The sequence below is a fragment of the Sphingobacterium sp. BIGb0116 genome, from assembly GCF_024808035.1.
Classification (GTDB): domain Bacteria; phylum Bacteroidota; class Bacteroidia; order Sphingobacteriales; family Sphingobacteriaceae; genus Sphingobacterium; species Sphingobacterium paramultivorum.
This window is the reverse complement of sequence record NZ_JANUDT010000012.1, coordinates 123,885-149,049: the sequence shown is the minus strand read 5'-3', so window position 1 is coordinate 149,049 and position 25,165 is coordinate 123,885. Positions and strand designations below refer to the sequence as shown.

The 25,165-nt window shown below is 38.7% G+C and carries 23 protein-coding genes; 15 read left to right on the top strand and 8 right to left on the bottom strand.

Annotation, left to right across the window (positions count from 1 at the left end; translation table 11 throughout):
* Nucleotides 1-55: 55 nt before the first annotated feature.
* The 6 genes from M2419_RS24900 (at nucleotide 56) to M2419_RS24875 (ending at nucleotide 8,968) form a co-directional block, all read left to right on the top strand.
* Nucleotides 56-655: a hypothetical protein gene (locus tag M2419_RS24900; RefSeq protein ID WP_259255803.1), complete on the top strand. Its 600-nt coding sequence runs from the start codon at nucleotides 56-58 to the stop codon at nucleotides 653-655.
* Between the two features lie 350 nt (nucleotides 656-1,005).
* Nucleotides 1,006-2,559, top strand: a complete 1,554-nt coding sequence (locus M2419_RS24895; protein WP_259255802.1) for a serine hydrolase — start codon at nucleotides 1,006-1,008, stop codon at nucleotides 2,557-2,559.
* A 351-nt stretch (nucleotides 2,560-2,910) separates the two neighbouring features.
* Nucleotides 2,911-5,337 (top strand): TonB-dependent receptor, encoded by a 2,427-nt coding sequence (locus M2419_RS24890; RefSeq protein WP_259255801.1) that lies wholly within the window; start codon nucleotides 2,911-2,913, stop codon nucleotides 5,335-5,337.
* 185 nt (nucleotides 5,338-5,522) lie between these two features.
* A complete protein-coding gene (locus M2419_RS24885) occupies nucleotides 5,523-6,356 on the top strand; it encodes an endonuclease/exonuclease/phosphatase family protein (protein ID WP_259255800.1) in 834 nt (277 codons plus the stop codon).
* 123 nt (nucleotides 6,357-6,479) lie between these two features.
* A complete protein-coding gene (locus M2419_RS24880) occupies nucleotides 6,480-7,241 on the top strand; it encodes a DUF6882 domain-containing protein (RefSeq protein ID WP_259255799.1) in 762 nt (253 codons plus the stop codon).
* A 200-nt stretch (nucleotides 7,242-7,441) separates the two neighbouring features.
* Entirely contained in the window at nucleotides 7,442-8,968 is a 1,527-nt protein-coding gene (locus tag M2419_RS24875) for a glycosyltransferase family 39 protein (RefSeq protein ID WP_153845505.1), read from the top strand.
* Between the two features lie 9 nt (nucleotides 8,969-8,977).
* Here the strand turns inward: M2419_RS24875 and M2419_RS24870 are convergent, their stop codons facing one another.
* Nucleotides 8,978-9,955 (bottom strand): AraC family transcriptional regulator, encoded by a 978-nt coding sequence (locus M2419_RS24870; RefSeq protein ID WP_153845506.1) that lies wholly within the window; start codon nucleotides 9,953-9,955, stop codon nucleotides 8,978-8,980.
* Between the two features lie 199 nt (nucleotides 9,956-10,154).
* Between M2419_RS24870 and M2419_RS24865 the strand changes: the two genes are divergently transcribed.
* From M2419_RS24865 to M2419_RS24845, 5 genes are all read left to right on the top strand, one after another.
* Nucleotides 10,155-10,412, top strand: a complete 258-nt coding sequence (locus tag M2419_RS24865) for a hypothetical protein (protein ID WP_153845507.1) — start codon at nucleotides 10,155-10,157, stop codon at nucleotides 10,410-10,412.
* A 105-nt stretch (nucleotides 10,413-10,517) separates the two neighbouring features.
* The gene (locus tag M2419_RS24860; RefSeq protein WP_153845508.1) at nucleotides 10,518-10,790 is read left to right on the top strand and encodes a hypothetical protein; all 273 of its coding nucleotides are present in this window, start codon (nucleotides 10,518-10,520) and stop codon (nucleotides 10,788-10,790) included.
* A 62-nt stretch (nucleotides 10,791-10,852) separates the two neighbouring features.
* Nucleotides 10,853-11,206, top strand: a complete 354-nt coding sequence (locus tag M2419_RS24855; RefSeq protein WP_153845509.1) for a hypothetical protein — start codon at nucleotides 10,853-10,855, stop codon at nucleotides 11,204-11,206.
* A 19-nt stretch (nucleotides 11,207-11,225) separates the two neighbouring features.
* The gene (locus M2419_RS24850) at nucleotides 11,226-12,191 is read left to right on the top strand and encodes a hypothetical protein (RefSeq protein WP_259255798.1); all 966 of its coding nucleotides are present in this window, start codon (nucleotides 11,226-11,228) and stop codon (nucleotides 12,189-12,191) included.
* A gap of 35 nt (nucleotides 12,192-12,226) precedes the next feature.
* Complete coding sequence (locus M2419_RS24845) at nucleotides 12,227-14,443, top strand: hypothetical protein (protein WP_259255797.1); 2,217 nt, start codon at nucleotides 12,227-12,229, stop codon at nucleotides 14,441-14,443.
* 151 nt (nucleotides 14,444-14,594) lie between these two features.
* Here M2419_RS24845 and M2419_RS24840 read toward each other — a convergent pair whose 3' ends face one another.
* The 5 genes from M2419_RS24840 to M2419_RS24820 form a co-directional block, all read right to left on the bottom strand.
* Nucleotides 14,595-15,578 carry a type I glyceraldehyde-3-phosphate dehydrogenase gene (locus M2419_RS24840; RefSeq protein ID WP_259255796.1) on the bottom strand — a complete coding sequence of 328 codons (984 nt, stop codon included), beginning with the start codon at nucleotides 15,576-15,578 and terminating at the stop codon, nucleotides 14,595-14,597.
* Between the two features lie 231 nt (nucleotides 15,579-15,809).
* On the bottom strand, nucleotides 15,810-16,211 hold the full coding sequence (locus tag M2419_RS24835) for a cupin domain-containing protein (RefSeq protein ID WP_259255795.1): 402 nt from the start codon (nucleotides 16,209-16,211) through the stop codon (nucleotides 15,810-15,812).
* A gap of 132 nt (nucleotides 16,212-16,343) precedes the next feature.
* Nucleotides 16,344-16,922, bottom strand: coding sequence for a sugar O-acetyltransferase (locus tag M2419_RS24830; RefSeq protein ID WP_159728457.1), 579 nt, complete (start codon nucleotides 16,920-16,922; stop codon nucleotides 16,344-16,346).
* Between the two features lie 46 nt (nucleotides 16,923-16,968).
* Complete coding sequence (locus M2419_RS24825) at nucleotides 16,969-18,024, bottom strand: alpha/beta hydrolase (RefSeq protein WP_159728455.1); 1,056 nt, start codon at nucleotides 18,022-18,024, stop codon at nucleotides 16,969-16,971.
* A gap of 88 nt (nucleotides 18,025-18,112) precedes the next feature.
* On the bottom strand, nucleotides 18,113-18,991 hold the full coding sequence (locus M2419_RS24820; RefSeq protein ID WP_120334551.1) for an AraC family transcriptional regulator: 879 nt from the start codon (nucleotides 18,989-18,991) through the stop codon (nucleotides 18,113-18,115).
* Nucleotides 18,992-19,478: 487 nt separating this feature from the next.
* Here M2419_RS24820 and M2419_RS24815 point away from each other — a divergent pair, with 487 nt between their 5' ends.
* Entirely contained in the window at nucleotides 19,479-20,354 is an 876-nt protein-coding gene (locus tag M2419_RS24815; RefSeq protein WP_159728453.1) for an AraC family transcriptional regulator, read from the top strand.
* Between the two features lie 132 nt (nucleotides 20,355-20,486).
* Nucleotides 20,487-21,638 (top strand): iron-containing alcohol dehydrogenase, encoded by a 1,152-nt coding sequence (locus M2419_RS24810; RefSeq protein WP_159728451.1) that lies wholly within the window; start codon nucleotides 20,487-20,489, stop codon nucleotides 21,636-21,638.
* Between the two features lie 437 nt (nucleotides 21,639-22,075).
* On the opposite strand, the gene M2419_RS24805 is transcribed toward M2419_RS24810, so the two are convergent.
* Both M2419_RS24805 and M2419_RS24800 read right to left on the bottom strand, forming a co-directional pair.
* Nucleotides 22,076-22,651, bottom strand: coding sequence for a hypothetical protein (locus M2419_RS24805; protein WP_159728449.1), 576 nt, complete (start codon nucleotides 22,649-22,651; stop codon nucleotides 22,076-22,078).
* Between the two features lie 69 nt (nucleotides 22,652-22,720).
* Nucleotides 22,721-23,500, bottom strand: coding sequence for a response regulator transcription factor (locus tag M2419_RS24800; RefSeq protein WP_075992143.1), 780 nt, complete (start codon nucleotides 23,498-23,500; stop codon nucleotides 22,721-22,723).
* A gap of 92 nt (nucleotides 23,501-23,592) precedes the next feature.
* Between M2419_RS24800 and M2419_RS24795 the strand changes: the two genes are divergently transcribed.
* Nucleotides 23,593-23,844 carry a hypothetical protein gene (locus M2419_RS24795; RefSeq protein WP_159728447.1) on the top strand — a complete coding sequence of 84 codons (252 nt, stop codon included), beginning with the start codon at nucleotides 23,593-23,595 and terminating at the stop codon, nucleotides 23,842-23,844.
* Nucleotides 23,831-25,165 carry a TolC family protein gene (locus M2419_RS24790; RefSeq protein ID WP_259255794.1) on the top strand — a complete coding sequence of 445 codons (1,335 nt, stop codon included), beginning with the start codon at nucleotides 23,831-23,833 and terminating at the stop codon, nucleotides 25,163-25,165. Before M2419_RS24795 ends, M2419_RS24790 begins: the two co-directional genes overlap by 14 nt.

Below are 25,165 nucleotides of genomic sequence, written 5' to 3'. Positions count from 1 at the left end.
TATCGCATAATTGTTTGATAAGCTAGATGTTAGTTTAATAATGTGCCATAGACAAATGAGAGTTATTCTAAACATATTTTTATTTTTATTCGGGATTGGGTTTCTAATTCTTTTTGTTGGTATCGGTTTGTTTATGGCTGGTTTTGGCGGTGTTGACAAAGATTATTCTGTAACGGAACTTAAAGAAAACTTTGAGGAAAAAAGAGCCGATATTTATGAAGTCAAAAATTATATAAACAAAATAATTCCACCAGATAAATCTGTTGAAATAGAATTTAGCAAAAACAATACTTTAGGTATTTTCCATTTGAAAGTGGACGGCAAGTTTGAAAGTAACTGGGATGTGAAAATTAATTCGAATAAAGCAGACTCTTTATTGCAAAAACTTGGTTGGACAAGAGGGACTTTAAAGACTCTCAAAGAAAAGTTAGATAAAGCAAATTGTATCGGTATTACAAGCGGAGAACCTTGTAACATAAGCTTTCAACGAAGCGGAATGGGGAGGTATTCCTTTAATTTGTTTGATAAACCAATTGCCGATAGCTTAAAAGCGCGTTACAATGACGGCTGCACTTACATTATGGTAAATGACAGGCTTGTGTTGGAATATGGTGGTGGTGCGATAGGAAGTCAATGCTTTTATAATTTAGAATAGGTAGAAAGCTTAGCCGCTAAAAAGAACAGGCCGTATGAAATTGACTATTAAAGAATCTTATCATCAACCGAAGAGTTACTCTTTGGTACCTTAACCATTTATAATTCCTTCAATAAACAAAAATCGTCATTCAGAAGTTTAAAATCATTTTAAAACTTCTGAATTCTTTGACTGGTAAGATCGCGGGATAAGAGTGAGCGCTAGAATAAACGAAGTTTAATCTTCTGCAGCGCCAGTATTCTTCTTTCTTTTATTAGTAGCATCCGAGGATAAAATAGCTAAAGCTAATGTCTTCAGGAGTTTGCGGGAATCAAGTTGAATAAGTATTTTCGTATAAATTCCAACTTGATATGAAATTCCTTTTAACCTTTATTTTTTGTTCCTGGTTTTCTTTTTCACTATTTTCTCAGGTTGGGAAAGTAGGCAGGCAGAAAGATCAATTTGAAGCAATTGATTCTGTTCTCGGCCAAGTTTTAAAAGATCATCATGTGGCGGGTTTTGCCGTTGCTGTTGTGAAAGGCGATAAAATAATTTATAATAAGGGATTTGGTTATCGTGATTTCGCGAATAAAAAACCCGTCACACCCAATACGCTTTTTGCAATTGGTTCAAGCTCCAAAGCTTTTACTGCTTCATTGTTAGGTTTGTTGAGAGCAGATGGCAAACTAACATTTGAGGACAGAGCGGTATCTTTACTGCCAACGTTGCGGTTTTACAATGATGAGATGGATAATCAAATCGTTGTTAAAGACCTAATGGCGCATAGGACTGGCTTGTCCCGCTATGATTTATCTTGGTTTCTGTTCAATAGCAAAAATAGAGATAGTCTGATTTCGCGGGTCAGATTTATGAAACCCAGCTCAGGCCTGCGAATGAAATGGTTCTATAATAACTTCATGTACCTTGCTCAAGGAATGATTGTGGAGCGATTGAGTGGTAAGACATGGGAACAAAATATACAAGAAAAGTTTTTTACCCCCCTACAAATGACCCGTTCTAATACCGATCTCTTAGCATTTCAACGGGACAGCGATGCTTCTTTGCCCTATACACTTTCCAAAGATAACACGATAAAACCGATTGATTATTATAATATTAGTGGTATGGGGCCAGCAGGAAGCATAAATAGCAGTGCTAATGACATGTCTAATTGGCTCAAGGTTTGGCTCAACCGAGGTTATTTCAATGGGAAAGAAATACTTCCTGCAAATTATATAAATGAGGCTGCGAGCTCCCAAATGGTGATGGATGCAGGTTTACCAGACAAACATAAAGATGTCTTCCTTTCCAATTATGGTTTAGGCTGGATGATTGGCTCCTATAGAGGACATTATCAAGTAGAACACGGTGGAAATATTAACGGATTTTCTGCGAATGTGGCATTTTTTCCAACAGATACACTCGGAATTGTCGTATTAACCAATCAAAACGTATCTAAAGTTCCTACAGTGGTCAGAAATTCCATAGCTGATATACTTCTTGGTTTGAATCCAATCGACTGGAATGGTGAAAAAAAGGCTGAAATTGACTCACTGCGTCATATTAAAAAAGAAGAAGAAGAAAAGTTGCCCGTTACAGCGACGAAACCTTCCCATTCCTTAAAACTGTACACTGGTTCTTTTGAAAACCCTGCATATGGAATTATTGAGGTAAGGCTTAAGGATAACAAGTTATACAGTGAACTCGGTTATGAGAAGGTTGTTCTTATTCATCGACATTATGATGTTTTTGACCCACGGTCTGTCGATAAAAATGGGGTAGCGGATACTGAACCAAGTAATCTTCTCTTTAACTTCTTTAGCGATGTGGACGGTCAGATTCAAGGTATAGGAATTCTGTTGGACGGTAGTGAAAAACCGGTTATGTTTGATCGTAAGCCCAGTCCTGTTGTTGCATCGCAGTAACCGACCAATCGTATGGACCAATAAGATGAAAAGGAAGGTGCCGACACGCTTAAGCCAGTTGCCACAGAAAGGATGAGGTGTCAAACTGTAATTGAATATACGAAAGCAGAAGATTGGATGGATTTTAGAATTGGCAACTTTAATGAATCTTAAGTATTATAGATTTTGTTATTGTTAATTTATAGACGCATTCTGATATATTCATCTGCAAAATTAATTGATTACAATTGGCATTTTGAAATAAAATAGCTTTTTTAAAGCATATTAGTTGGAGAATATGAACATCCATTCTAGGCCACAGGATATGATCTCGTAAACCCAAGTGAAAAAACCGATTTTATTATAAACCGAATGACTTCTTTACCAAAATTCTTATTAATTGGGATATTCTTCTTATGGAGCGGAGCCCTTTATGGGCAGGCTACGGAAAATATCGTGCAGGGTAAGGTCGTCAATCCTGATCACGTACCTGTTTTCCTGGCTACAATAAGCTTATACAGTATTGATAGCAAACTGATAGCTAGTTCAATGACAGATAGCACGGGCTGTTTTCAGATTGCGTATAAACTAACGGGCAACTATTATTTGTTGATTAAGCATCTTGGTTATAAAGAATTGAGGAGCAGTTCGTTTAATCCGACCAATGGCGACGTTGGGACACTACATCTCCTCCGACAGGAAAATACATTGGAAGCGGCGGAAGTCGAAGGCAAAAATAAGTTGTTTTCTGTGGATGGAGGTACGGTCGTCTATCATGTAGAGAATAGCATAGGTTCACAGGATATATCAGCTTTCGATGCTTTGAAAAGATCTCCTGGTGTGCAGATAGAGAACGATACAGACATTACACTCAATGGGAAAAGTGGTGTACAGATTCTCCTGGACGGAAAGCAAACTTTTCTTTCAGGAAAAGAACTTAGTGATCTATTGAAATCGATGTCATCCAATAACCTCAAATCCATCGAAATTATCAATAATCCAAGTGCCAGATATGATGCCACTGGAGCTGCAGGTATAATCAATATCAAAACCAAAAAAAATCAGACAAAAGGATTAAATGGAAACATTTCCACGACCTTTGTCTATGGTGTCAGTCCCAAACAATTGGAAAACCTTGCATTTAACTATCGGGTTAATAGGATTAATGTCTATGGAACTTACAATCATACATTGGGGTATTACAATTACCTTTATGGTACGGATCGCCAGCAAAATGGAAGGTCGTATGACAGCCATACGATCGACGTGGACAAACGTCAGAAAATGGCGGCTCAAGTCGGGGTAGACTATTTTATTGACGAAAAGAATACGGTCGGTTTTTTGGCAAATGGCAATTTTATCTTTGGAGGAGGTCTCACCAATACCGCTACAGCCATTACGACACCGCCTTCCACCACGGTTGAGGAAACGCTGGATGCCATTAACGATTATTACGGGCAGAATACGAAACGCTACAATTTTAACCTGAACTACAAATACGAAGATACAATAGGGCATAGTCTAAATATTGATGCCGATTACGGTCTCTTCGGTAAATGGAACAAAAACTTGCAGTCAAATATTTACCGTGACAATCAGTATGTCGTTACTGACGAAAATCTTTACCGTACGCTTAATGATATCGATATTGATCTAAAAGGATTAAAAATAGACTATGCGACGCGGTTATGGGGTGGGAAGTTGGAAACAGGTGCCAAATACTCCGCAGTAGGCTCGAAAAATAACGCAAACTTTTATCATGTTAAACAATCGGAAGATAGCCTAGACAACAGACGTTCAAATGATTTTCACTTCGATGAGCATATCAGCAGTGCGTATGTTGACTACAAACGGTCCATTGGTGCCTGGTCCCTACAGGGCGGGCTGCGACTAGAATATGCTGGCTCCAATGGTACCCTACTTTATCAGGAGTATGGGGCAGGTCTCAACGAGCATATCAATAGAAAGTTTACTAACTTTTTCCCCTTTTTTTCCATTGCCACACAATTGACTGCTAAACAGACGCTGTCTTTGTCTTATGCCAAACGTATAGAAAGACCAGCATATCAGGATCTCAATCCCTTTGTATATATGCTTGACGAGCTTTCATTCTGGAAAGGGAACCCTTTCTTGGTACCTTCATTGACCCAAAGGTTTTCGTTACTTTACTCCGTGAAAAATTCGACAATAATAGGCATAAACTATGCCTATACAGACCAATTGAATGCAAAAGTAACAGATACACTGGAACAGGATAAAATCATGATAATCAGTAAAAATGTGGGGACACAGCAACATTGGTCCCTGTCCCTGACGCAGACTTATTCGCCTAGGCCCTGGTGGGACATGACTTTCAATGGCCTGTTGTATTATATCCATAATGACGTTTCCTTTGACCAGTATCAAAATCTCAACTTGAGGCAGACTGCGGGACGTGCCGATCTCCTTCAGACCTTCAAACTCCCCTTTCAGATGAGGGCAGAAGTTTCGGTGGTCTACAATTCAAAACGACTCGGAGGGGCCAATACCATCAGTAGACCGGTTAGTCAAGCGGACATCGCGTTCCAAAAATCTGTATTAAAAGACAAAACAACAATACGACTGGCTATCACCGACATCTATAAAGGTAACCAAGTTAAATACACGCAAAATTTACCAGGACTGCTTTCATCAAGTTATGGCTACTACGAATCAAGACAGGTACGTCTGAGTTTCAACTATAGGTTCAGCAGTGGAGCGACTAAGGATCAACGTAATCGCAAATCGGCTCTCGAAAGCGAAAGCGGCCGGATACAATAAGATATCGGCACCGTTTGTACATATTTATTTTTTAATATTGGCCCTGCAATACATTGATGAATCTTCTAAATTTGAAATCTATAAATTAATAAAGACACGACATGCAGTTTACTATTTTCTTTTTAACATTAACATTTCTTTGCTTTAACTGCGAAGCCCAAAAGCAAGCTGAAATCTTCAAGGTGATGTCATGGAATATATTGCACGGAGCAAATGATAGTGAGGATGGCAAAGCCCATGCGGTACAGATTATAAGAGAAATAAATCCGGACATCATATTGATGGTGGAAACTTACGGTTCCGGTAAAGAAATAGCCGATTCCTTAGGGTACAATTTTCATTTAATTGCTCCCGAAGGAACAGCCTTAAATGATAAGAGTGTTAATTTGTCCATCATATCTAGGTACCCTTTTGGTGAACGGATTGACACTGAATTTCCATTTTATCTAGGAGGAAGAGAAGTTATCATCCACAAGCAGAAAATCAGATTATTCTCGAATTGGTTTCATTATTTACCATGGGAAAACGAGCCCGAAAAGTTGGGTAAAACAGCTGCGGAGCTTCTTATTTGGGAAAGATCGGGAGCTAAATATGAAATGATACAAAAGGTATTGCCCTATCTAAAAAAATATGCTGCACAAGCGGATTCAATTCCAATGATTCTTGGTGGAGACCTCAACACGCCGTCTCATTTGGATTGGGGCAAGGATACAAAGAAAATACATAATAATCTGGTTGTTCCCTGGTATTCAACAAAAGTATTGGCCGATATCGGACTGGTGGATACTTATAGAACCTTGAATCCCAATCCCATCACACATCCAGGTATTACATGGCATACGAAAGGGGAAAATGATGACCATCGGATAGATTATATATTTTACAAAAGCCGGAATTTAAAAGCGTTAAAATCTGAGTCTTATAAGGTATTCTTTAATGAGCCAATCAAACTGAACGGTAAAGAAATTTTATACCCTTCTGATCATGGTTTTGTAGTGACAACATTTAAAATAAGGTAAAACGATCTTAAATACATCATACAAGTATTGCTGCGCTTATTTATTTTCATCATTTTTATATCGATTCCTAAATAATGTGATAGAAATATTTTCTTAACTGCTATAAATTTAAAATGTAAAAGGTTGAAAAAAACAGATTACGAACAGTTTGCTGGTAAAAAATGTCAGGAACTTATACAGATCCAGGAAAGATTTAGAGCGCAGTTTGAGCTAGGCAACTATCAACAATGGTATTATGACGCTGAACTTGCGCTTCTGAGGTTATACAATAACGATGAAGATCAGATTTATCTAAAATATATTCCTATAGGTACTTTTTCATTTACATCAGAAACATGGATGTGGAGCTGGTTCAATGAGCATAGTGTCGAACCCAACAAGGGGAGTATACTTGCTGTTAAAGATTTTGGAATCAAAAACAATTATACCAAATTGACAGAAGGAACTTTCCCGGCAGATGAATTCGATTGTTGGGAGTTTGCGGCGATTTCTTTGGATATGTTGGATGGCATGGGGCTTTATAGGGTAAGTATAGAAAAGCTCCAAAGTTATTTCCTGATCACTGCTGTTCTGGATGAAAATTCTCGGGAAGTTGTCCATTTAAACCAGGCAAAAGTAACATGCAAAATCCATGGCTTGTCGAGACCAGCATTTATATGCCAGCATCTTGATCTGAAAAATCCTAAAGGTTTTGAAGAAAGTTTCGACACCTATAAAGGGATGGAAGTTGATGAAGAAGATGACTTTGCGGCCTGGTGCGACGAATGTGAAAGGGTCAGAATGAAATATAATGGTTGGAACGAAGACTCAGAAGAATTTGCGAAGATCAAACTTGTTTGTGAAGATTGTTACTTTGAGCTGAAAGACTTTAATAAGGCCGAGTAATTATATTATCCGTCTTTGAATTGCATATGTAGTTACCGATCCAGGGGAGGAAGCTGCCTCAATTTGGAAGATAACAGATTTGCAACTTTCCATATCCCATTGGGGACAAACCAACAAAACGTTTAAAATATCGACTAAAAAAAGATTGAACATTTAAAATAAAGTAAAAACAATCATAAAGCTAACCCTCATACCAATTGATGACTAAAAGTACCCGGATTATTATTATCATTTTCTGTCTCGTTAAACTGACACTTCACATTATAGCCGATTTCCATTCAGGTTTTCAGGGCGACGAACTGCTACATATAGACACCGGAAACCATCTGGCCTTTGGCTATATGGAATTTCCGCCTGTCATCGGAGTTTTGGCATTTATCCAAAATTTGTTTCACACTCAATCGGTCTTCATTCATCATCTTTTTCCACATATCGCGACAATACTCATCGTCATCTACCTTGGTAAGACCGTATTTGAACTTGGAGGGGGGAGTATAGCTACTGCTATCGCATTATCCTGCCTATTGATATCGCCGGGCTTCGGAGGGTCGCAGCAATCGTTTCAGCCGGTTGTATTTAGCCAATGTTTTTGGCTGATCTCATTTTATCAGTTGGTGAGGTTTGTAAAATATGAAGACAGAAAATACCTCTGGTACTTAACGATCTTTATTTCCCTTGCTTTTCTTACAAAATATGATGCACTGTTTTTTTTGGTGGGCATTGCTGCGCTACTGTTCTTTAGGCGAACTCGGAAGGCTTTAAGAGCTGCCAGATACTGGCAATGTATGGTCGTTGCTCTTCTTATTTTATTGCCAAATATTGTATGGCAATATGCGAACAATTTTCCAGCGTTGCAGATGTTTGCTAGGCTTTATGAGACGCAATTAGATGAGCTAACTTTCAGCAAAGTTGTTTTTGGACTTTTTTTAGATGTCAATCCTATTACAGCCATTATGCTTATCCCTACATTGATTTTTATCTGGGGTGGTCAAAAAACAAAGCACTATTATAGGCCTATAGCGAGTTCAATTCTACTGTCTATTGCATTTTTGGCCTATTCAAAGGGTAAAGCTTATTACTTTTTCCCGATTGTTCTTACGTTATTGCCCTTTTGTGGTATTTTGTTTGAACATATCATTCTGCCAAAGAGAAAATGGTTGTTAATTCCACTGAGTGTCATTTTATTACTTGGAACTGTTTTGATACCATTTGGTCTACCTATATATTCTTATGCACATTATATGGATCGGATTCATAAATATTTTCCTAAAAATGTAAAAAACGGTAAGGAGGTTCTTCCTATGCAAGAGTATATTACCAAGCAAAAATGGGAAACGAGCATGCATGAACTACACTCAGTATACGACAGTTTACCCCCAAATGAAAAAACAAGTTGTCTTATTTGGGGCAAACATTACTCGCAGGCTGGTGCGGTCGAACTTATGAAGAGTACATTTGGGCTCCCGAATGCTTTTTGTTATCATGGTAGTTTCTATAGCTGGGCACCATTGGGTCGAATGCCCCAAACGGTGATCGCCATTTGTTATAACGATACCAGTGATGACTTCTTTTATCCTTTTTTTGAAGAAGTTGTTCCTGTACGAAAGCTATATAGCCCCTATGCAAGTAGCGAAGGTTGGGTGCTGCAGACGATTTATATCTGTAAAAAACCTAAACAGGACTTTAACAAAATGAAAGATTTGTTTAAAAGCAGAATATTTGAATAAATATACTACTTACTTTATTTGACTGGGGCGCATTCCAAATTGTTTTTGAAAAGCCGTTGAAAAAGCTTGCGTACTACCATATCCGTATTTTAACGCAATATTGCTGATCGAATCGACATCATTTTGTTGCAGTTCTTCAAAGGCTTTGATCAGAACCGATTGATGGTAAAATTTAATAACAGAAATATTATAGATCGCTTGAAAGCCAGTAGTTAGTTTAAAGCGGTTCAAACCAATAGTTTTGCATAAATCGTTAATAGAAAGTTGTAATATCTGATCTAGATTTTGCAACAGCTTTCTGACTTCCTGTAATTTTTGAATATCTAATGCGCTAAATTTCAATTCTTGATGCTTGACTGATGAAATGGCATTTAAGTAATGTGCCATGATCTCATACAATTTACACTCCATAAATACCCGTCTAAAATTGCCCTTGAGCCTACATTCCAATATTTGCTTAATAATGACGGTAATGACTTTAGAAATATCAAAGACCACTCCCTCGACTGTTTTTGAAAAGACGGCATGAATACATTTTTTCTTCTCGGTCTTCTGATTGACATCGAAAAATTTATCAACCACTTGAAGAAAGTCCTCTTTGTTAAATATGATGGTTACCTGTTCGAATTTTTTCCCTTTCTCAGCTACAAAAAAAGAATCTTCCCCCTGCGGGTTATACATAAAGCTTTGCTGTGTACTTATTTTGGAACTTGTAGTGTGATTCCATTCATGAACGATATCTCCCTTTAGACTGATTGTCAGTAAAATATTATTGTTATAATATTGATTGTACTGCATCTTATAGGTTTCAAGGGGAACCCCGGATAAATAGGCTAAAGTAATATTGGGTACAAGGGGAATAAGAGCAGTTTGTCCCCTTCCAAGTATGGGGGCTTTAAACTTTAATATTTCGTCTTCGCAATTTTGGCGTACAATCTCTTCAAATGGCTGCTCTCTCAATTCCTTGATAACAATAGGAGCTTTCATATCAATAATTTATTGAATGAATATACAAAAAAATAATGCGTTTCGATGCAAAAATAATGCGTTTTGATGAACAGCCTTCCGGGTATTGCAGGCTAAATTTGCTATAAATAACGATACGTTTCCAATTGTGAATTAAATATTACACGCTGTTTATTGTCGTGTCTTTCTTAGGACAAATTTTACTGATAAAATAAAAATTATGAAACATGTCACATTGCAACCAGGTCAAGAATCTGGACTATTCGGTCCTAGTATTTTTAGGATTGATTTTGATCCCATGGGTGCCGGGCAGACCGGCTATTATGAAATCCACTATTATGGAGATAATAATCAACCGAATGGCCAGAATTTGACGGGTAAAATTAAAGAGAAATTAGGTTCTGAATATACCTTAAATCATAAATTCAAGTTCAAAGTGAAAAATACTGGACTGAAGACTGCCATTGGCTTTGAATAAGGCACATAATGGGCTGAATAGCTCAATCTAAAAAAGCGAGCCACCTGTTAAAAAAAGGGATGCCGAAAACGATATAGAGTAGGCTGAAGGATAAATAAATACGTTATGCCAACAAATTTAATGCGAGCTGGTACCGTCAACGAAACCGTTGACATCAGCGGAAGGAAAAAAGACCAAATGACTGCGGCACTAGTCAATTCAGTTACCGCGGTAACAACCAAAGTAAACCTTAAATTTTTGGATGATAAGGGCAAAAGCTCCTATAGAGTTTTTACTCTCTCAGCAAACCCGGCTCATTCGGTTGTTTATATTCCTGCAGGAGCGTTAACATACAGCGCGACTGTTACTGGCGAAGACATCAAAATAGCCTGGGCCTAAGTCACGCTGTTAACCAATGCGAATTTTATAAAAACATATTTACAAATTAAAACAAAAGCATCATGGCTAGAAAAGTAAAAATGACGGTAAATAATAACACTGGTAAGGTGTTGACGTTAAAACCTAGCACACCAAAACATGGGAAATTCACCACAGATCCTCCGGGTACGATTGAATCTTCCGGAAGTTGGGTCTGTACCACAAGAACAGGGGGCACATTTGGTCCCGAAGGTACAGTGATTTATCAGACTGATGGCGGAAAAATAACCATCGAGTTCTACTACAATCATCCGATGAACCATAGCAAGAGTTCCTATAGAGTGACGGTTAGCCCATCCGATTCGATTGGATACGACATCAAAGGTAGTTTTGAAGGACATGATCAAGATATCACGTTTGAATTATATCTGATCTGAGCAAATATGGAATTAGGCTATGGGAAGTTTAATCAATGAGAAGCCAGATACGGGTTCAATAAATACAGCTAGCTGGATGGAAGGGCTCGACCCTACATTATTCTTGAATGGGATTATTATGCCGGGGAGTCACGATGCAGGGATGTCTCAAACGGATCATTGTGGTGCTGGGGCCGATTTAAATAAAGGAATCGTGCAAACGCAAGCATTGGATATGTTGGGGCAATTAGCGGCAGGAGCGCGCTACTTTGATATTCGTGTCGATTATGATCACGGTAGACTGGTAAGCTATCATCAGACAGGGAATGCTGGATGTAATGGACAGCCGCTGGTCGATATGATCGAACAAGCCATTGCATTTATTGATAATCATAGGTCGGAAACCTGTATTTTAAAATTCTCTCATATCCGTACGAATCGTAATAACGAGCGGGAAATAAAAGATCGAATAGATCAGTTTTTGGCCAACATGCAATACCGAAAATATTTTTATAACAATACACATTACGATGTCAATTTAGCAAAAATAAGTCTGGAAGCATGTCGCGGCAGGATTATCTTGGTCTTCGATTATCCCGAACATATCAGTGCGCGAAGTGGACGGTTTCGCTATTATGATCAGGACAAAAGCATGGATCCGGCTCATGAGCAAAGTAGATCTTGTGATCCCAATATTAGCGTGTATGATTCGTACTCAAATACAGTTTCGCTCGAAAAAATGAAACAGGATCAGTTGGCTAAATTGATTGCTTACGGCGGTCTGAATAAGAATTACTTCTTTTTATTGTCCTGGACACTGACGCCCGATAGCAGCACATTCTTGACCAGTTCTATGAAAAATCTGGCCAAAGAAGCCAATCGGGCACTGGAGGAGCTAGCGGACGGATACCTTAGACAAGTCCACATTCCCAAACCCAATATCGCGTACATGGACTATGTGAATGAACAAACAGCAAGAAGCATCATTGCTCTTAATTTTCTTTAAATAGCGATTCTTTAACCCATTAATTGTAAAGTCTTATGGAAAAATCTGAAACAAATAACCCCTTGTACGGGGTGACAATTGGCTCAATTATTTATTCTCAAAGTGGAAAATTTGCTCCAAGTGTAATTCGGGCACCCATCAGCCGGATGATTGCACAGCAGCATTCCGAAAAATATATGTCTGGTGAAAGCAGTTATTTGTATTCTGAAAGGATGAATCAAGGTACTTTCGGAATGTCCGGTGCATATGGTGCTTCTGGAATGAGTCTGCTCAAGTCATCCTTGTCTGCTTATGTGGGGGAGTCAAAGGCAGCCACGGATAGGTCTGTTGTCGTGAATTATAGTGCGATTGCGATCGGTGGTATAGAATATGTTAATTTCGAAGATCTGACAGCAAGTGACCTTATTGCCAGTCTGAATGGCGCATGTCAGGAAGGTGCACAAGCAGTATTAACCGCTTATAATAATGTGATCAAGTATGCCGCAGAATCAAAACGTGATATACGAAAGGCACTAAAAGAGACTGATGCAGAATCGTTACAGCTAAAAGAACTGGTCAATATATGGGTGGAAGCTTCGGAAGATTTTGCACATGATTTTGGCGATGGTTTAGTCGTTGGTGTTATCTGGGGTGGACTAGGGGGAGTAACCATGAAAATGACCTCTCAAAGTGAATCGGAGTCTTGGCAGTACGGTGGTTCTGCTGATTTTTCCTACGCAAATGCATTTGCCGCTGTCGCTGTGCAGGCGACTTATGATGGTGGCCAGTCGCACGGTAAGGCGAAGGTTAATGTGACTAGCAGAAGTTTTTCCTGGGGGACAGTCCTTGATGAACAGGTAAAACAATGGCTGGATAGCCTGGAAAACAAATCATTCAGTGAGCTTGCCGATGTGAGTGTTATTGAGAAAGCGCCTAAGATGGAAATCAGTCGTGGAGCACCGACGATACCCGAATTCCACAAGCCCGAGGTCGATGAGAGAATTGAAAAAGAGGTGGAGAAGATAGAAAATTTGGATGACCTCAAAGAAATGGCGGAAGCATCGGCTTATAAAAAAACATTAAAAACAAATCCAAAGCTCTCTTTTGACGAGTTTATCAATAACGCCGAGCAACCTGCAAATACAGACAAATTGAAAAATCTTCAAGAAAAAATAAAGGCAAATGATATTGATACGCTAAATTTTACAAATAAAAATAAAACTAAGAAAGCACATTTCACAGCCTCAAATCTGTCAGAATCTCAGGGAAACGTACATGCTGGGCATGAAGTGAATACAGAGGGATACGTTCCTTTAGGCGCGTGGATTAGTCATTGGTCTGCACTTTTTCCCTGGATGGCGCAGGGATATTACAACAGTATCGATGGCATCGAGGGGGAAGAGATCATCCGATTACGTGTTATGCTACAGGATTATCTGACGCTCAGTCGCATGTATTATATCGCTCACAATGCCGGCATTGCTGAGTTTAAGCGAAAAGATCCTGCGCAAGTCAATGTATCGACTTTAAGTCTTGGAGATGCATTTGCTCATGCTGCTGCGGAAGTCCAGAAGGCTATTGAATTTTCTGATTTTGGCAAGGTAGAGCAGGGCTATAAGGACTTAAATGAGGCTACAAAAAACATTTATAAGCTGTGGAATGAGGTTTCATTTCTGAGGAGTTGTGAGTTGGGGCTGGGCCTAATCAAAGACAAGAAAACGATAGGTCCCGCACTGAAAAATACAGATCAGAAAAGCTTGGGCACCCGTCAGGCATATTCGTTGGTAGCATGTGATTTTGAAGGAAAAAACTACACAGTTTTTAGCCGCGCTTATAAGGTACTGCCCTTATTGACCCCAGATGGTGATATCTTGGCTTTCGGTCCCGAACAAGGTGCATTAAGTTCGATATACGACAACGAAATCGTTTTTACCAAACCAGGGCGAACAAAATATCTCGTATTCAGTTACGATAAAAGTGCTCGGGAATTATTCCATCAGGATCATCAAATTAAACTTTATCCAATACCATTCTCCGCTGCCGAAAATGTTTCAGCATGGAAAGGGATGTCTTTAAGTACCAATCTAGGTTCTATAAAAGGGTTAAACTTAGCCTTAACTTCATTGAATGATCAATTGGAGAAACTTCAGGCATGGTCTTTCAGTAGTATGAATTGGAGTAAACAGTGGAATGGTAAAAAATTATATAGGCAACACCGCATAAAAAAACAATACCTTGGGATTATTGATGAAATAAAAAACATATTTGCATAGAACTTTTTATAAGGGGCAACAACGGCTCAATCCGTTTAAGAATAGGCTATCTGACAAGATACTGTGAGGGTGATAAGTATAAAATTGTAGAAAAAAGGCTATCTAACCTTTAGATAGCCCTTTGCATATTCAGCTTTCCGTTGCTGTCGCGCTAAATTGATTGAATTTGTCTGACCATTTGGTTGGTAAATCCCCATTCATTGTCATACCAAGCCATCACTTTCACCAGATCGCCATCGACAACTCGAGTCATTTCTAGATCTACTGTCGCTGCAAATGGACTTTTGATAATATCGGTAGATACCAAGGGCTCGTCGGTTACCGTTAGCACCTTTTTATAGCGATCAGTTTTTGATTCTTCGATCAAAATTTGGTTGATCTCTTCGGTTGTGGTGGACCTTTCTGCAATAAACGTAATATCGGAGATGGATCCTACTGGAACAGGTACCCTAACGGCTATACCGTCAAACTTTCCGGCGTATTGCGGAAGTGCTTTTGTCGTCGCTATTGCAGCACCCGTGGCCGCGGGGGCAAGGTTAATACCTGCAGCCCTTCCCATACGCGGTTCTTTTTTTGATGGAGCATCGACCAATGCCTGTGAAGCTGTATAACCGTGTGTGGTATTTAGTATTGCTTTTTTTATTCCCAGTCTCCTGCCCAATATTTCGATTACTGGACTTATATTGTTTGTCGTACAGCTTGCGCATGAAAAGATAGAAACCCTTCCATCTTCGGTATTTACCCCATGGACCACTGTCGGCGTATCTTTGGTAGGGCCCGAGATGACGACAAATTTTGCTCCAGAGGTTAAATGTTTTTCAGCGTCCGCTTTGTTCGTGAAAATACCCGTACTCTCTATAATGATATCCGCTTGAATATCTTTCCAAGGTAACTTTTCAATCTCCCTGATACTTGTATATTTAACCGCCTTTCCATCGACCACAATTGTATCTCCCTCGATACGCACATCTTTTTCATATTTCCCATAGTTACTATCGTATTTAAGCAGATATGCGGCGTTTTCAATACTCATCAGATCATTAATTCCAACGACCTCAAGATCGGCAGTTTCTGTTATTATTTTTAAGGCAGCACGTCCGATGCGACCAAATCCATTAATTGCTATCTTTTTCATCCTATTCCTTTTAAATCTGTTTATATTATTTCTTTTGTTTTTATATATAGACTAAGTTCTTTTATTTTTCGAAAAAAAAGATTGACATGGATCAAGAATTTCGCTAAGCTAAAGTCACCCAGTTAGTTTTCAGGGATTAGAAGTCAATTGTAAGTAACCATGGGCCTATCGATATCGAACTACGACAGAGTTCTGACAATAAAGCGCTGTTCAAAACAAGTACAGGCTTCATTATCTATTGGCTAAACTGAATTCTTCTTCTGTTACGGGATTTAGCCAAGTAACTTGAACATCTTCTTTAAAATTAGTGATGGCAACATGCACCATTTTAGTAGCAGCAGTTGCGCCGTGCCAGTGTTCTATATTCTCAGGAATATTGACAACATCACCTTTTTTGATTGCTTGTGCCGGCTTTCCTTTTTCCTGATAGAGTCCATTTCCTTCGATTACCAGTAAAACCTGACCTTTAGGATGTGTATGCCAGTTTGTTCTCGCACCAGGTGCAAAAGTTACGCTACCTGCCGAGAAATCATTGTTTTTATCTTTTGCTACCAAGGGGGTTAAAAATGCATCTCCAGTAAACCATTCCTTAGGTAATGGTTCCCCTTTGGGAAATATTTCTGCTGTGTTCATTGTATGATCTGTTTTAGTATTGCAGGCGAATAAACTTATCGCCATAATTGGGATAACGAATAACCCGTTCATATAGTTTGCAATTTGGTCTTTATAAAGACCATCCGATATAAAGATGATCCGAATTCTTTATTATATGTTTTTAATAATTTTTGCCGGAATTCCACCAACAACTGTATTATCCGGTACGTCCTTGCTGACTACGGAACCAGCTGCTACCACCGCATTTTCTCCAATCGTAACGCCGGGCAGGATTGTTGCATTTGCCCCAATCCAAGCATTCTTTTTGATATGGATCGGAGCCACATTTAACGATTGTCTGTTTTCAGCCTCAATTGGATGGCCTTCTGTTAATAAACTCACTTTGGGAGCTATTAATACATCATCTTCTATAATTATACCACCTAAATCCAAAAAAATACAGTCGAAGTTGATGAAGACATTTTTTCCTATCGTTGTATTCTTGCCATAGTTGATATATAATGGTGTAAATACAGTTGTACTTTCATCTATAGCTGAACCGGTAATCTGACTTAATAGATTTCTTATCTCTTTGGGATCAGCTGAATTGTTCATAGGCACCAATAATGCTTTTGTAGCAAAAGAAGCTTGCTGTAAACGGTATCCCTGGGGATCATCGGAAGAAATATTTTTATTCTTTTTCAATCGTTCAAAAATATCTTCCTGATAAGTATTATCTGATGTTTTCATAGAATAGCTAGTTAAATTTTATATGTAATTTAATGGAATAAGTACGTTATTTTAAATTAGCAATAAAGAATGCTGTCAGTTTATCGAATGGAATTTTGTCGAATTGATCATATAAGTCAACATGAACTGCATTGGGGATAATCATTAGCTCCTTTGGTTCGGTAGCAGCTTTATAAGCGTCTTCACTGAAATATCTTGAATGAGCATTTTCACCTGCAATGATTAGCATGGGGCGAGGTGCAATTTCCTTGATATAAGAGAGAATCGGCATATTCATAAACGACAGGGGGGAAGTTCCCGTCCATGAAGCATTTGAATTGATAGAACGAGGATGAAATCCACGAGCTGTTTTATAATAATCAAAATATTCCCTGACAAACTGAGGCTCACTGCCAGTCAATTTTTCCGGTAAATTGTTTGTTGAAGATGCGTAAGATCTACTTTCGGCATCTTTCCAGCGCTGCAGGCCTAATTGTTCCAATGTTTGTGTACGTTGCGCAGCAGTTATCACATCGTTATAGCCTTTTGACATGACGCGCGTCATATCGTACATACTGGTCGTTGCTACTGCTTTTATACGTTTGTCTACTGCCGTTGCATTTAATGCAAAGCCAGCAAATCCACAGATGCCAATGATTCCGATTTTGCTCCTGTCAATATTTTTCTGCAACCCTAGAAAGTCTACAGCTGCGCTGAAATCTTCGGTGTTGATATCTGGCGATGCTACGTTACGAGGTGAACCGCTGCTTTCACCAGTGTAGGAAGGGTCGAACGCCAAGGCAATAAATCCTCTTTCCGCCATTTGGTTGGCATACAATCCAGAAGATTGCTCTTTCACTGCACCAAAAGGGCCACTGATGGCAAGTGCAGATAACACTTTGTTGTCTGTGTTTTTAGGGATGTATAAATCGCCAGAAAGTGTGATGCCATAACGGTTTTTAAAACTTACTTTTTTGCGGGTTACCTTATCGCTTAATTGAAAAGTATAATGATCTGACGAACTATTCATCGGTTTTAAATTTTGGTTTGATTGTACATGCTGCGCGGAAGTCCTATCAGAAAACAGGAAAGACAAGACCAATAATGTTACTGCTATTTTCATATCTGTATTATGTTAATTATTACATATACAAAGGTAGATCAGTATAAAGGGGAGGTGTTAACGATTATCAAACCAAAACTTAAGAATTTCAAATCTCAGATTCCCGGAGCGATTTCGGGTTTGTTCCTGTCAGTTTTTTAAAGAAGTTATTGAAATAAGTAGGATATTCAAATCCCAGTGCGCTGGCTACCTCTGAAATATTCCAGTCTGTATGTTGCAGTAGGGCTTTTGCTTCTGTCAAGATTCTTTCTGAAATCAGCGTCGTTGTAGATTTGCCCGTAATTTCTTTTACAGCACGATTCAGATAGTTGACATGGATGTTGAGGTTTTGCGCATAATCTTGCGCTGTTCTCATTTTGAGCGGACTTGTAGGTGTTTCGATTGGAAATTGACGTTCTAATAGTTCCAAAAACACCGATGCGATACGTGCTGTACCATTCTTGGTAGGGGTATACACTTCTGACGGTTGAAGTTTAAGGGCTTCGTGAATGATTAGGTTGATATAATTGCGTATGAGTTCATCTTTAAACGTATAATCACTTTTTTGCTCTTCGATCATCTTCTCGAAAAGTGTGTTAAGGAACAAGCGTTGATCCTCAGTGATTTTTAAGACCGGCGTACCTCCGATTTTAAAGAACGGCGATTGCTGCAAGCTTTCCGCGCGGTCGGCCTGTTTTAAAAAGTCTTCCGAAAACAAGCATGTATAACCAGCATAGGTCGTAGAAATGGTTTCCCAGGAATAGGGGATATGCGGGTTCCCAAAAAATAGTATCGTGCCTTCTTGTTCAAAGCTTTTATCTGCGTAATGAATCTTACTTTTACCAGTTGTAAGGCATATTTTAAAGAAATCTTTACGACTATAAACACGTGTAGCATTACTGTCATCCTCAATCTGAAATGCTTTAAAACCCTGCAATCTCAGTTCACTATTGAATTCAGAGACACTTCGGACTATTTTTGTTTCCATAGAACAAAGTTAAGAAATTCAAATATAACGTTGTATTTAGTGCAAAAACAACCTAAATAAACGGCTGTATTATCTCAACGGCTGTATTATCACAGTGCTAAACTCGACCTTTTTTTATTTTTATCAAACCAATCACTTCAAGCATTTGTCTATTTATTGACGATCGATTCAATTTAGGAAGTTTAGTTTCGGTTGATTTAATTTTATGGTCAGGTTTAATGCCTGGCCATTTTTAAGCTTAGGTTTAGGGACTGGGCTTTTAGAAAGTATACTCCGGTCCATAAAGGATTCGTTTATAATTTAGTTAAGGGGCTAGTCGAAAGATTAGTCCTTTTTTTAAAAATTAAGGAACAATTCTCACTGGATAACGTTCATTGAAGAGCTTCGAATGTTCTGATGTAAAGGAGAAAAATAGGCTTTCTATTCACGCTAGCTTGACGAAAAAGTAAATTTGACGAATTCAGAATAAATGCTTATCATGGCCTCTATGATAGTTTATCATCTAAAAGATATACAATATAAAGCTGAAAGGGCGATCACCCCTTTTCATATTTTTGATTTGGACAGGGAAGCTCTCGCAGCTTATAGAGAACCTCATACAAAAGACCATTTTTGCCTTTTGTTTGTTAAAAAAGGTCGGCTCAATCTGCAGGTGGAAGACCGCCGTTATACCGTCAATGCACCTCATATATGTGTCATCTTTCCCGGTCAGCTCTCCTCCAAAGAGTTGCTAAGCGACGACTTTGAAGGCAAATTGATCCTGTTTGACGAAGTACTATTCTGTTCGGATATCCTGAAAAATGAATTGAGTATTTACAACTACAATATCTCCGTAAAACTCAACCATATTGAATTGCCCGAGGCAGAAACCTCAGAAATAGAGATGCTGCTGGAGCAGGTCGAAAAATCATATCAGGATTTAACATCGATCAAGAAGGAGCAAGCGCGTTTCTACATCAAAATCATCTTACTCAAATTGGTGGAATTTGTCCATACCAAATGGGGAAACAGCCAGCTCAGTAATGAAAACGCAAAGATCTATGGTAAATTTCTGGAATTGTTGGAAAGGCATTATAAAACGGAGCGTACCGTGGGCTGGTATGCAGAAAAATTACAGCTGTCTCCAAAAAAGTTAAATGAAATTACCCGCAAGATTGCAGGACTGACCTCTATAGAAACCATTCATGCGCGGATTATGAATGAAATCAAACAACTGCTGCTGTTATCCAACTACTCACATAAGGAGATTGCCTTTGAACTCGGATTCAATTCACCTGCGGCACTGAACAAGTTTGTGCGCGCCAAACTGGATGAAACGCCAACCAATCTGCAGCAGCAATTGGCGCAAATGTATAAGACTTAAGTCTATTATGTGATTTGATATGGTTTTATCCTGTGGTTGTGTTGGATCAAATGTATATCATATCGTAAGTAAAGTATAACATTTGCCTTCCCGGACACAGTAACTTTGCATCAGAAATTTAATGTAAAATATATGAGCAAGTTATTTGTTGCCAGCGAAGTATTCCACGGGGCTGGTACATTGTCGGAATTGAAAAATCTAACTGGAAAAAAAGCCATCATCGTAACTGGTGGTCAATCCATGAAAAAAAGCGGAACTTTGGACCGTGCCATAAGTTATTTGACCGAAGCAGGATTGGAAACTGCTGTTTTTGACGGTGTCGAAGAAGATCCATCATCGGCGACAAGCCTTCGAGGTGCTGCAGTGATAACTGATTTTCAGCCTGATTGGATCATTGGTCTAGGAGGTTGCTCTGCAATTGATGCGGCAAAGATGATGTGGGTGTTTTATGAATATCCCGATGCAAATTTTGAAGCGATGACCCAACCTTTTAACGTGCCAACATTGCGTCAAAAGGCTAAATTCATTGCCATTCCATCAACAAGCGGTACAGGTACGGAAACCACAGGATTGGCTGTGATCACCGATCGGGAAAAAGGGGTGAAGTATCCAATCGTGTCGTATGAATTGACGCCGGATATCGCTATTGTCGATGGTGAAATTTGTGCCACGATGCCTGCACATATTACCTCCAATACTGGTCTAGATGCTCTTACACACTGTGTGGAAGCCTATGTGTCCAACATCGAAAATAACTATGCCGATGCCTTGGCTAAAGGGGGACTGGAAATTGTTTTCGAAAATCTGGAAGAGGCGGTCAATAACCCGACAAACATTAAAGCACGCCAAAATATGCACGATGCATCTTTTATGGGCGGACTGGCTTTCAACAATGCCTGGTTGGGTATTGTCCACTCTCTCTCGCATCAGGTAGGTGCACTCTACGGCGTCCCTCACGGAGCTTCCAATGCGATATTCTTGCCTAATGTGATCCGTTTTAATCAGACAGCTACAACAAGATATCCTGATTTGGCTAAACTTGTCGGTAGAGATTCGGCCGAAGGATTGGCACAGGAAATTGAAAAACTAAGAACTGCGGTCAACAATATTGGCTCCCTCAAGGCATTTGGTATTTCCAAGGAAGACTGGGAAAAAAATCTGGATTATATGGCTCAAAATGCTTTACAAGATCCATGTACTGGCTTTAACCCGCGTAAGCCTAGCCTACAGGACTTAAAAGATCTTTATAACGCTTGCTACGAAGGTGTGATTTACGAGAATTAATCGAACAGGCCACAGAAAGCGGTTGTAGCGAAGGTGCGCAATCGCTTTCTTCTGAATAAAAAGCACTGTTCCAGCTGCAACCGCAACTAATGTCTTATAAACCAAACTAAGTTTCATTCGTTTAAAATAAAAGATGCTTTATCGATAAAGATGCTATGGATTGAGGCTGATCGGTAAATTTCTGTCGTTTGCAACGTTAATTCAATTCATGAAGATTAGCTTCATTCTTTATAGCATGCAGCGGTAAATTCTATAGAGCTGTACTAATAAGTTATTGTATTTTGAACCTTTTTACCGTGCTATTGTGTTATAGCGGAAAATGGGGTAAACTTAATTTAGTATTTTGGCAGATAATGAGATTATTGCACCAAGAGTAAGGGCGCGCGGAAAACGGTATTAAATAAAAAGTATAGCAGATAGATCAAATAACTTAAAAACTAATGATGCTTTTTGACAGATTCATCTATAAGTTTCATTAGCTGATTGACAGTTTTAGCTACTTCTTCTTTCCGCACAACTAATGTCTTTTTTTCTAGATCTGGAGGAAGGGAAATCTTGCCATTAAATTCAGGAAGAAACATATTGATCATTTCCTGATTCATTTTATTGAAATTAAAAAAAGTCCATTTTTTGGTTTCGTCTTCTTTTAGCGCTAATAAGTTAGCTGAAGTGATCGCCATTTTGTCTTTTTCGGGCATGGACATGACCAGTACTTGGGGAATAAAGCAATACGCTATTCCATCAATCTTCGAGATATCCATATCGACATAGTTAATCATGGAATCAATTTTAACCCCGTATTTTATAAGAGAAGAATAAAGTTCTTTGGTCACCTTTGTTGCTTGCTCAATGCCGCCCATGCTTTCAATTATACGTGGCGATGTTTGACTTAGAATACCTTCGATATCTCCGGAAATAGACGCTTTTGTCATGGTTGAAAGCGCTTCCCTAAGCTGCGGATCTCTTTGCGCAGAGCTTATATGGTGAAAAATAGTTAATAGTGTAATTAGCAAAAAAAATCTTTTTCGCTGGATGTTTTTAAACTTGTTGAACCAATTGTTGCTTTGCATAATGGAAAGAGGCTATTTCGTTTTAAATTCCGTAGGTCTCATATTGGTGAGCAGATAAAAGTTATTGCTAAAAGCCGCGATATTTGAATAGCCAATCTCGTAGGCAATCTCAGTCATATTGAAATCTGTATCGTTGATTAATTCCATTGCCTTAATAATTCGTAGCATTTTTAAGTACTGAACAAATGTAATGTGCAATTTATGCTGGAATAATCTGGTGAGACTGCGAACACTCATTCCAGATTGCTGAGCAATCATCGCTAAACTTAGATTTTCATTTAACCGATTTCTAAAACTGTCGATTATGGTATTGAGCCTTTGATCGTCTGTTGTAGGAAGTTGTATGGAGAATTTTTTGAGATTTTCTTTTGATAATACGCCTTTCAGCGTATTTAAAAATTCATACTCCCACGAACCTTTGTAATAATCACCTTGCCACTTCTCACTAAATGAGAGCATTTCTGCCAGGAGCTTACTCACTGGATAAATACCCAATTCCTCATAAAAATTACCAGCACTTTCTTCCGGAAAATAGATATTGATAATAAACAGGTCCTGCGTATTGAACATCAGGTTGTGCCGATAATTTTTTGGTATCCAAATATAATGATTTGAGGGAATATAGAAGTCCTTTTCGTCAGTCTGCAAGTAAGCAATCCCGCCATAAACTAATAACAACTGAGCTTTATTGTGCTGGTGAGCAGGCAAACGCTGCTCCGTTTGCTGTCGCATCACGAGGATTGAATCAGGGTTTTGATCAACAATATGTATTATTTGACTAAGAATTTCCATGTGGCCAAATTTAATAAATATTAGGCTAATTATATGAAATCATACTTCACCATGCTAGATAATTTTGCAGTGTAAATAATAGTAAAGTCATTATGAAACATAAAATCATAACATCTCACAAAGATTTTAAACTTGAAACACAAGCTCAAAAGTCTGATAATAAATCACATCATTCAGATGAAGAAATCGACAGTGCAAATATCTTCTGGTTTGCTTATGGGTATAACTATGCTTTTATGCCAATGGTAGATTTAACTTTTGCCTTCGATGAATTGAAAGAGATCGTAAAACCATGGCTAGTAAAAGGAAAGAAATATATAAAGAAAACCGATGAAACAATATAGAACAGTCCGGATTTTGGGCATATTGTTAGCCCTATTTGTACAATCACTCTATGCCCAGCATATTGAAAATGCGCGGGTATTAAGTTTGGAAGAAATTTGGAAAGTAGCCGAAACAAATAACCGTCAACTGAAACTATCCGACCTACATCTCCAGGAGAGCAATTTAGAAATATTGGAAGCGAAAGACCGTTTGTTGCCGGAGCTTTCGGTTGGTGGAGATGCAAAACTCAATTCCAAATTCCTGATCTATGACAATGGATTATTTTCTTCTCCACAGGATGTGCCTGTAAAAGGTTATGGTTACGGCGTGGGTTACAACCTGAACGTCAATCTTTACAATGGTGGTAAAGACAAAAGAAACATTGCCATGAAAAAGGAAGAAGCGGTACGCATACAATATGAAGTTGATCTGCAAAAGCACAGTGTAAAATACAATGTTGCAGCTGCTTACTTTGATCTATACAAGTTTCTGCATTTCCATGATTTTCTTGATGCAGAAATTGATGCAGAAAAAAAACAACTGGCACTCGTAGAAAGCCTGCATAAAAACGGCACTGTGCTAAAGAGCGATGTACTGAGAACCTCCGTAAAATTAGCGCAACTGGAGCTCAGCCTTTCTGATGTTACGAAGAAGATTGAAATCGCTAAACAACGGCTCAATATTCTGATGGGGCGTGAAAATGATGCTGAGCTGGCAATAAAATACCAAGATACAATCGAGTTAAGCGCTATCACTGAAGGTGACTATGAGGATTATGTAGACATCGCTTTTAACAAATCGCCGGAATACAAGATAGCCTATAGCGCTGTCAAATTGAGCGAAATGAACATCAAGCAGGTAAAAGCGATGCTGTTACCTAAAGTCTCCTTGTATTCGACTTACAATTACACCTATCCGCAGATTTCATTCTATCCGTATTCCAATGATTTATGGGGATTTGGTCAGACAGGGGTTAAAGTCCAGTTTTCTATCGATAATCTATACAAAAGCAAGCATTCCATCGCTCATGCCCAAGTGGTCAGTAATGAGGCAAGAGAAAAAGCGAACATTAAAAAAGATGAAATCTATCTTCAGGTAAAAGAAGCTTATTTGCAGCGGCAACAGGCTTTGGAGAGTATGGAAACAGCGGAGCAAAATATCATTAAAACCGCCGAAACTGTTCGTGTTATCAGAAGTAGCTACATAAACCAGGAATCACTTCTTACCGATCTTCTAGAAGCCGAAAATGCTTTACTGGAAGCTAAGTTTAATCTGACAACGGCACAAACAAACGTCAAACTTGCGCATATCAGGCTATTGGCAATTATCGGAATTCTTTAA

Coding starts and splice junctions, on each gene's coding strand:
- M2419_RS24835 (WP_259255795.1), bottom strand. CDS start 16,211: ATGAACACAGCAGAAATATTTCCCAAAGGGGAACCATTACCTAAGGAA.
- M2419_RS24830 (WP_159728457.1), bottom strand. CDS start 16,922: ATGAAAACATCAGATAATACTTATCAGGAAGATATTTTTGAACGATTG.
- M2419_RS24850 (WP_259255798.1), top strand. CDS start 11,226: ATGGGAAGTTTAATCAATGAGAAGCCAGATACGGGTTCAATAAATACA.
- M2419_RS24885 (WP_259255800.1), top strand. CDS start 5,523: ATGTCATGGAATATATTGCACGGAGCAAATGATAGTGAGGATGGCAAA.
- M2419_RS24840 (WP_259255796.1), bottom strand. CDS start 15,578: ATGAAAAAGATAGCAATTAATGGATTTGGTCGCATCGGACGTGCTGCC.
- M2419_RS24855 (WP_153845509.1), top strand. CDS start 10,853: ATGGCTAGAAAAGTAAAAATGACGGTAAATAATAACACTGGTAAGGTG.
- M2419_RS24825 (WP_159728455.1), bottom strand. CDS start 18,024: ATGAAAATAGCAGTAACATTATTGGTCTTGTCTTTCCTGTTTTCTGAT.
- M2419_RS24820 (WP_120334551.1), bottom strand. CDS start 18,991: ATGGAAACAAAAATAGTCCGAAGTGTCTCTGAATTCAATAGTGAACTG.
- M2419_RS24890 (WP_259255801.1), top strand. CDS start 2,911: ATGACTTCTTTACCAAAATTCTTATTAATTGGGATATTCTTCTTATGG.
- M2419_RS24810 (WP_159728451.1), top strand. CDS start 20,487: ATGAGCAAGTTATTTGTTGCCAGCGAAGTATTCCACGGGGCTGGTACA.
- M2419_RS24815 (WP_159728453.1), top strand. CDS start 19,479: ATGATAGTTTATCATCTAAAAGATATACAATATAAAGCTGAAAGGGCG.
- M2419_RS24845 (WP_259255797.1), top strand. CDS start 12,227: ATGGAAAAATCTGAAACAAATAACCCCTTGTACGGGGTGACAATTGGC.
- M2419_RS24900 (WP_259255803.1), top strand. CDS start 56: ATGAGAGTTATTCTAAACATATTTTTATTTTTATTCGGGATTGGGTTT.
- M2419_RS24870 (WP_153845506.1), bottom strand. CDS start 9,955: ATGAAAGCTCCTATTGTTATCAAGGAATTGAGAGAGCAGCCATTTGAA.
- M2419_RS24875 (WP_153845505.1), top strand. CDS start 7,442: ATGACTAAAAGTACCCGGATTATTATTATCATTTTCTGTCTCGTTAAA.
- M2419_RS24895 (WP_259255802.1), top strand. CDS start 1,006: ATGAAATTCCTTTTAACCTTTATTTTTTGTTCCTGGTTTTCTTTTTCA.
- M2419_RS24865 (WP_153845507.1), top strand. CDS start 10,155: ATGAAACATGTCACATTGCAACCAGGTCAAGAATCTGGACTATTCGGT.
- M2419_RS24795 (WP_159728447.1), top strand. CDS start 23,593: ATGAAACATAAAATCATAACATCTCACAAAGATTTTAAACTTGAAACA.
- M2419_RS24860 (WP_153845508.1), top strand. CDS start 10,518: ATGCCAACAAATTTAATGCGAGCTGGTACCGTCAACGAAACCGTTGAC.
- M2419_RS24800 (WP_075992143.1), bottom strand. CDS start 23,500: ATGGAAATTCTTAGTCAAATAATACATATTGTTGATCAAAACCCTGAT.
- M2419_RS24790 (WP_259255794.1), top strand. CDS start 23,831: ATGAAACAATATAGAACAGTCCGGATTTTGGGCATATTGTTAGCCCTA.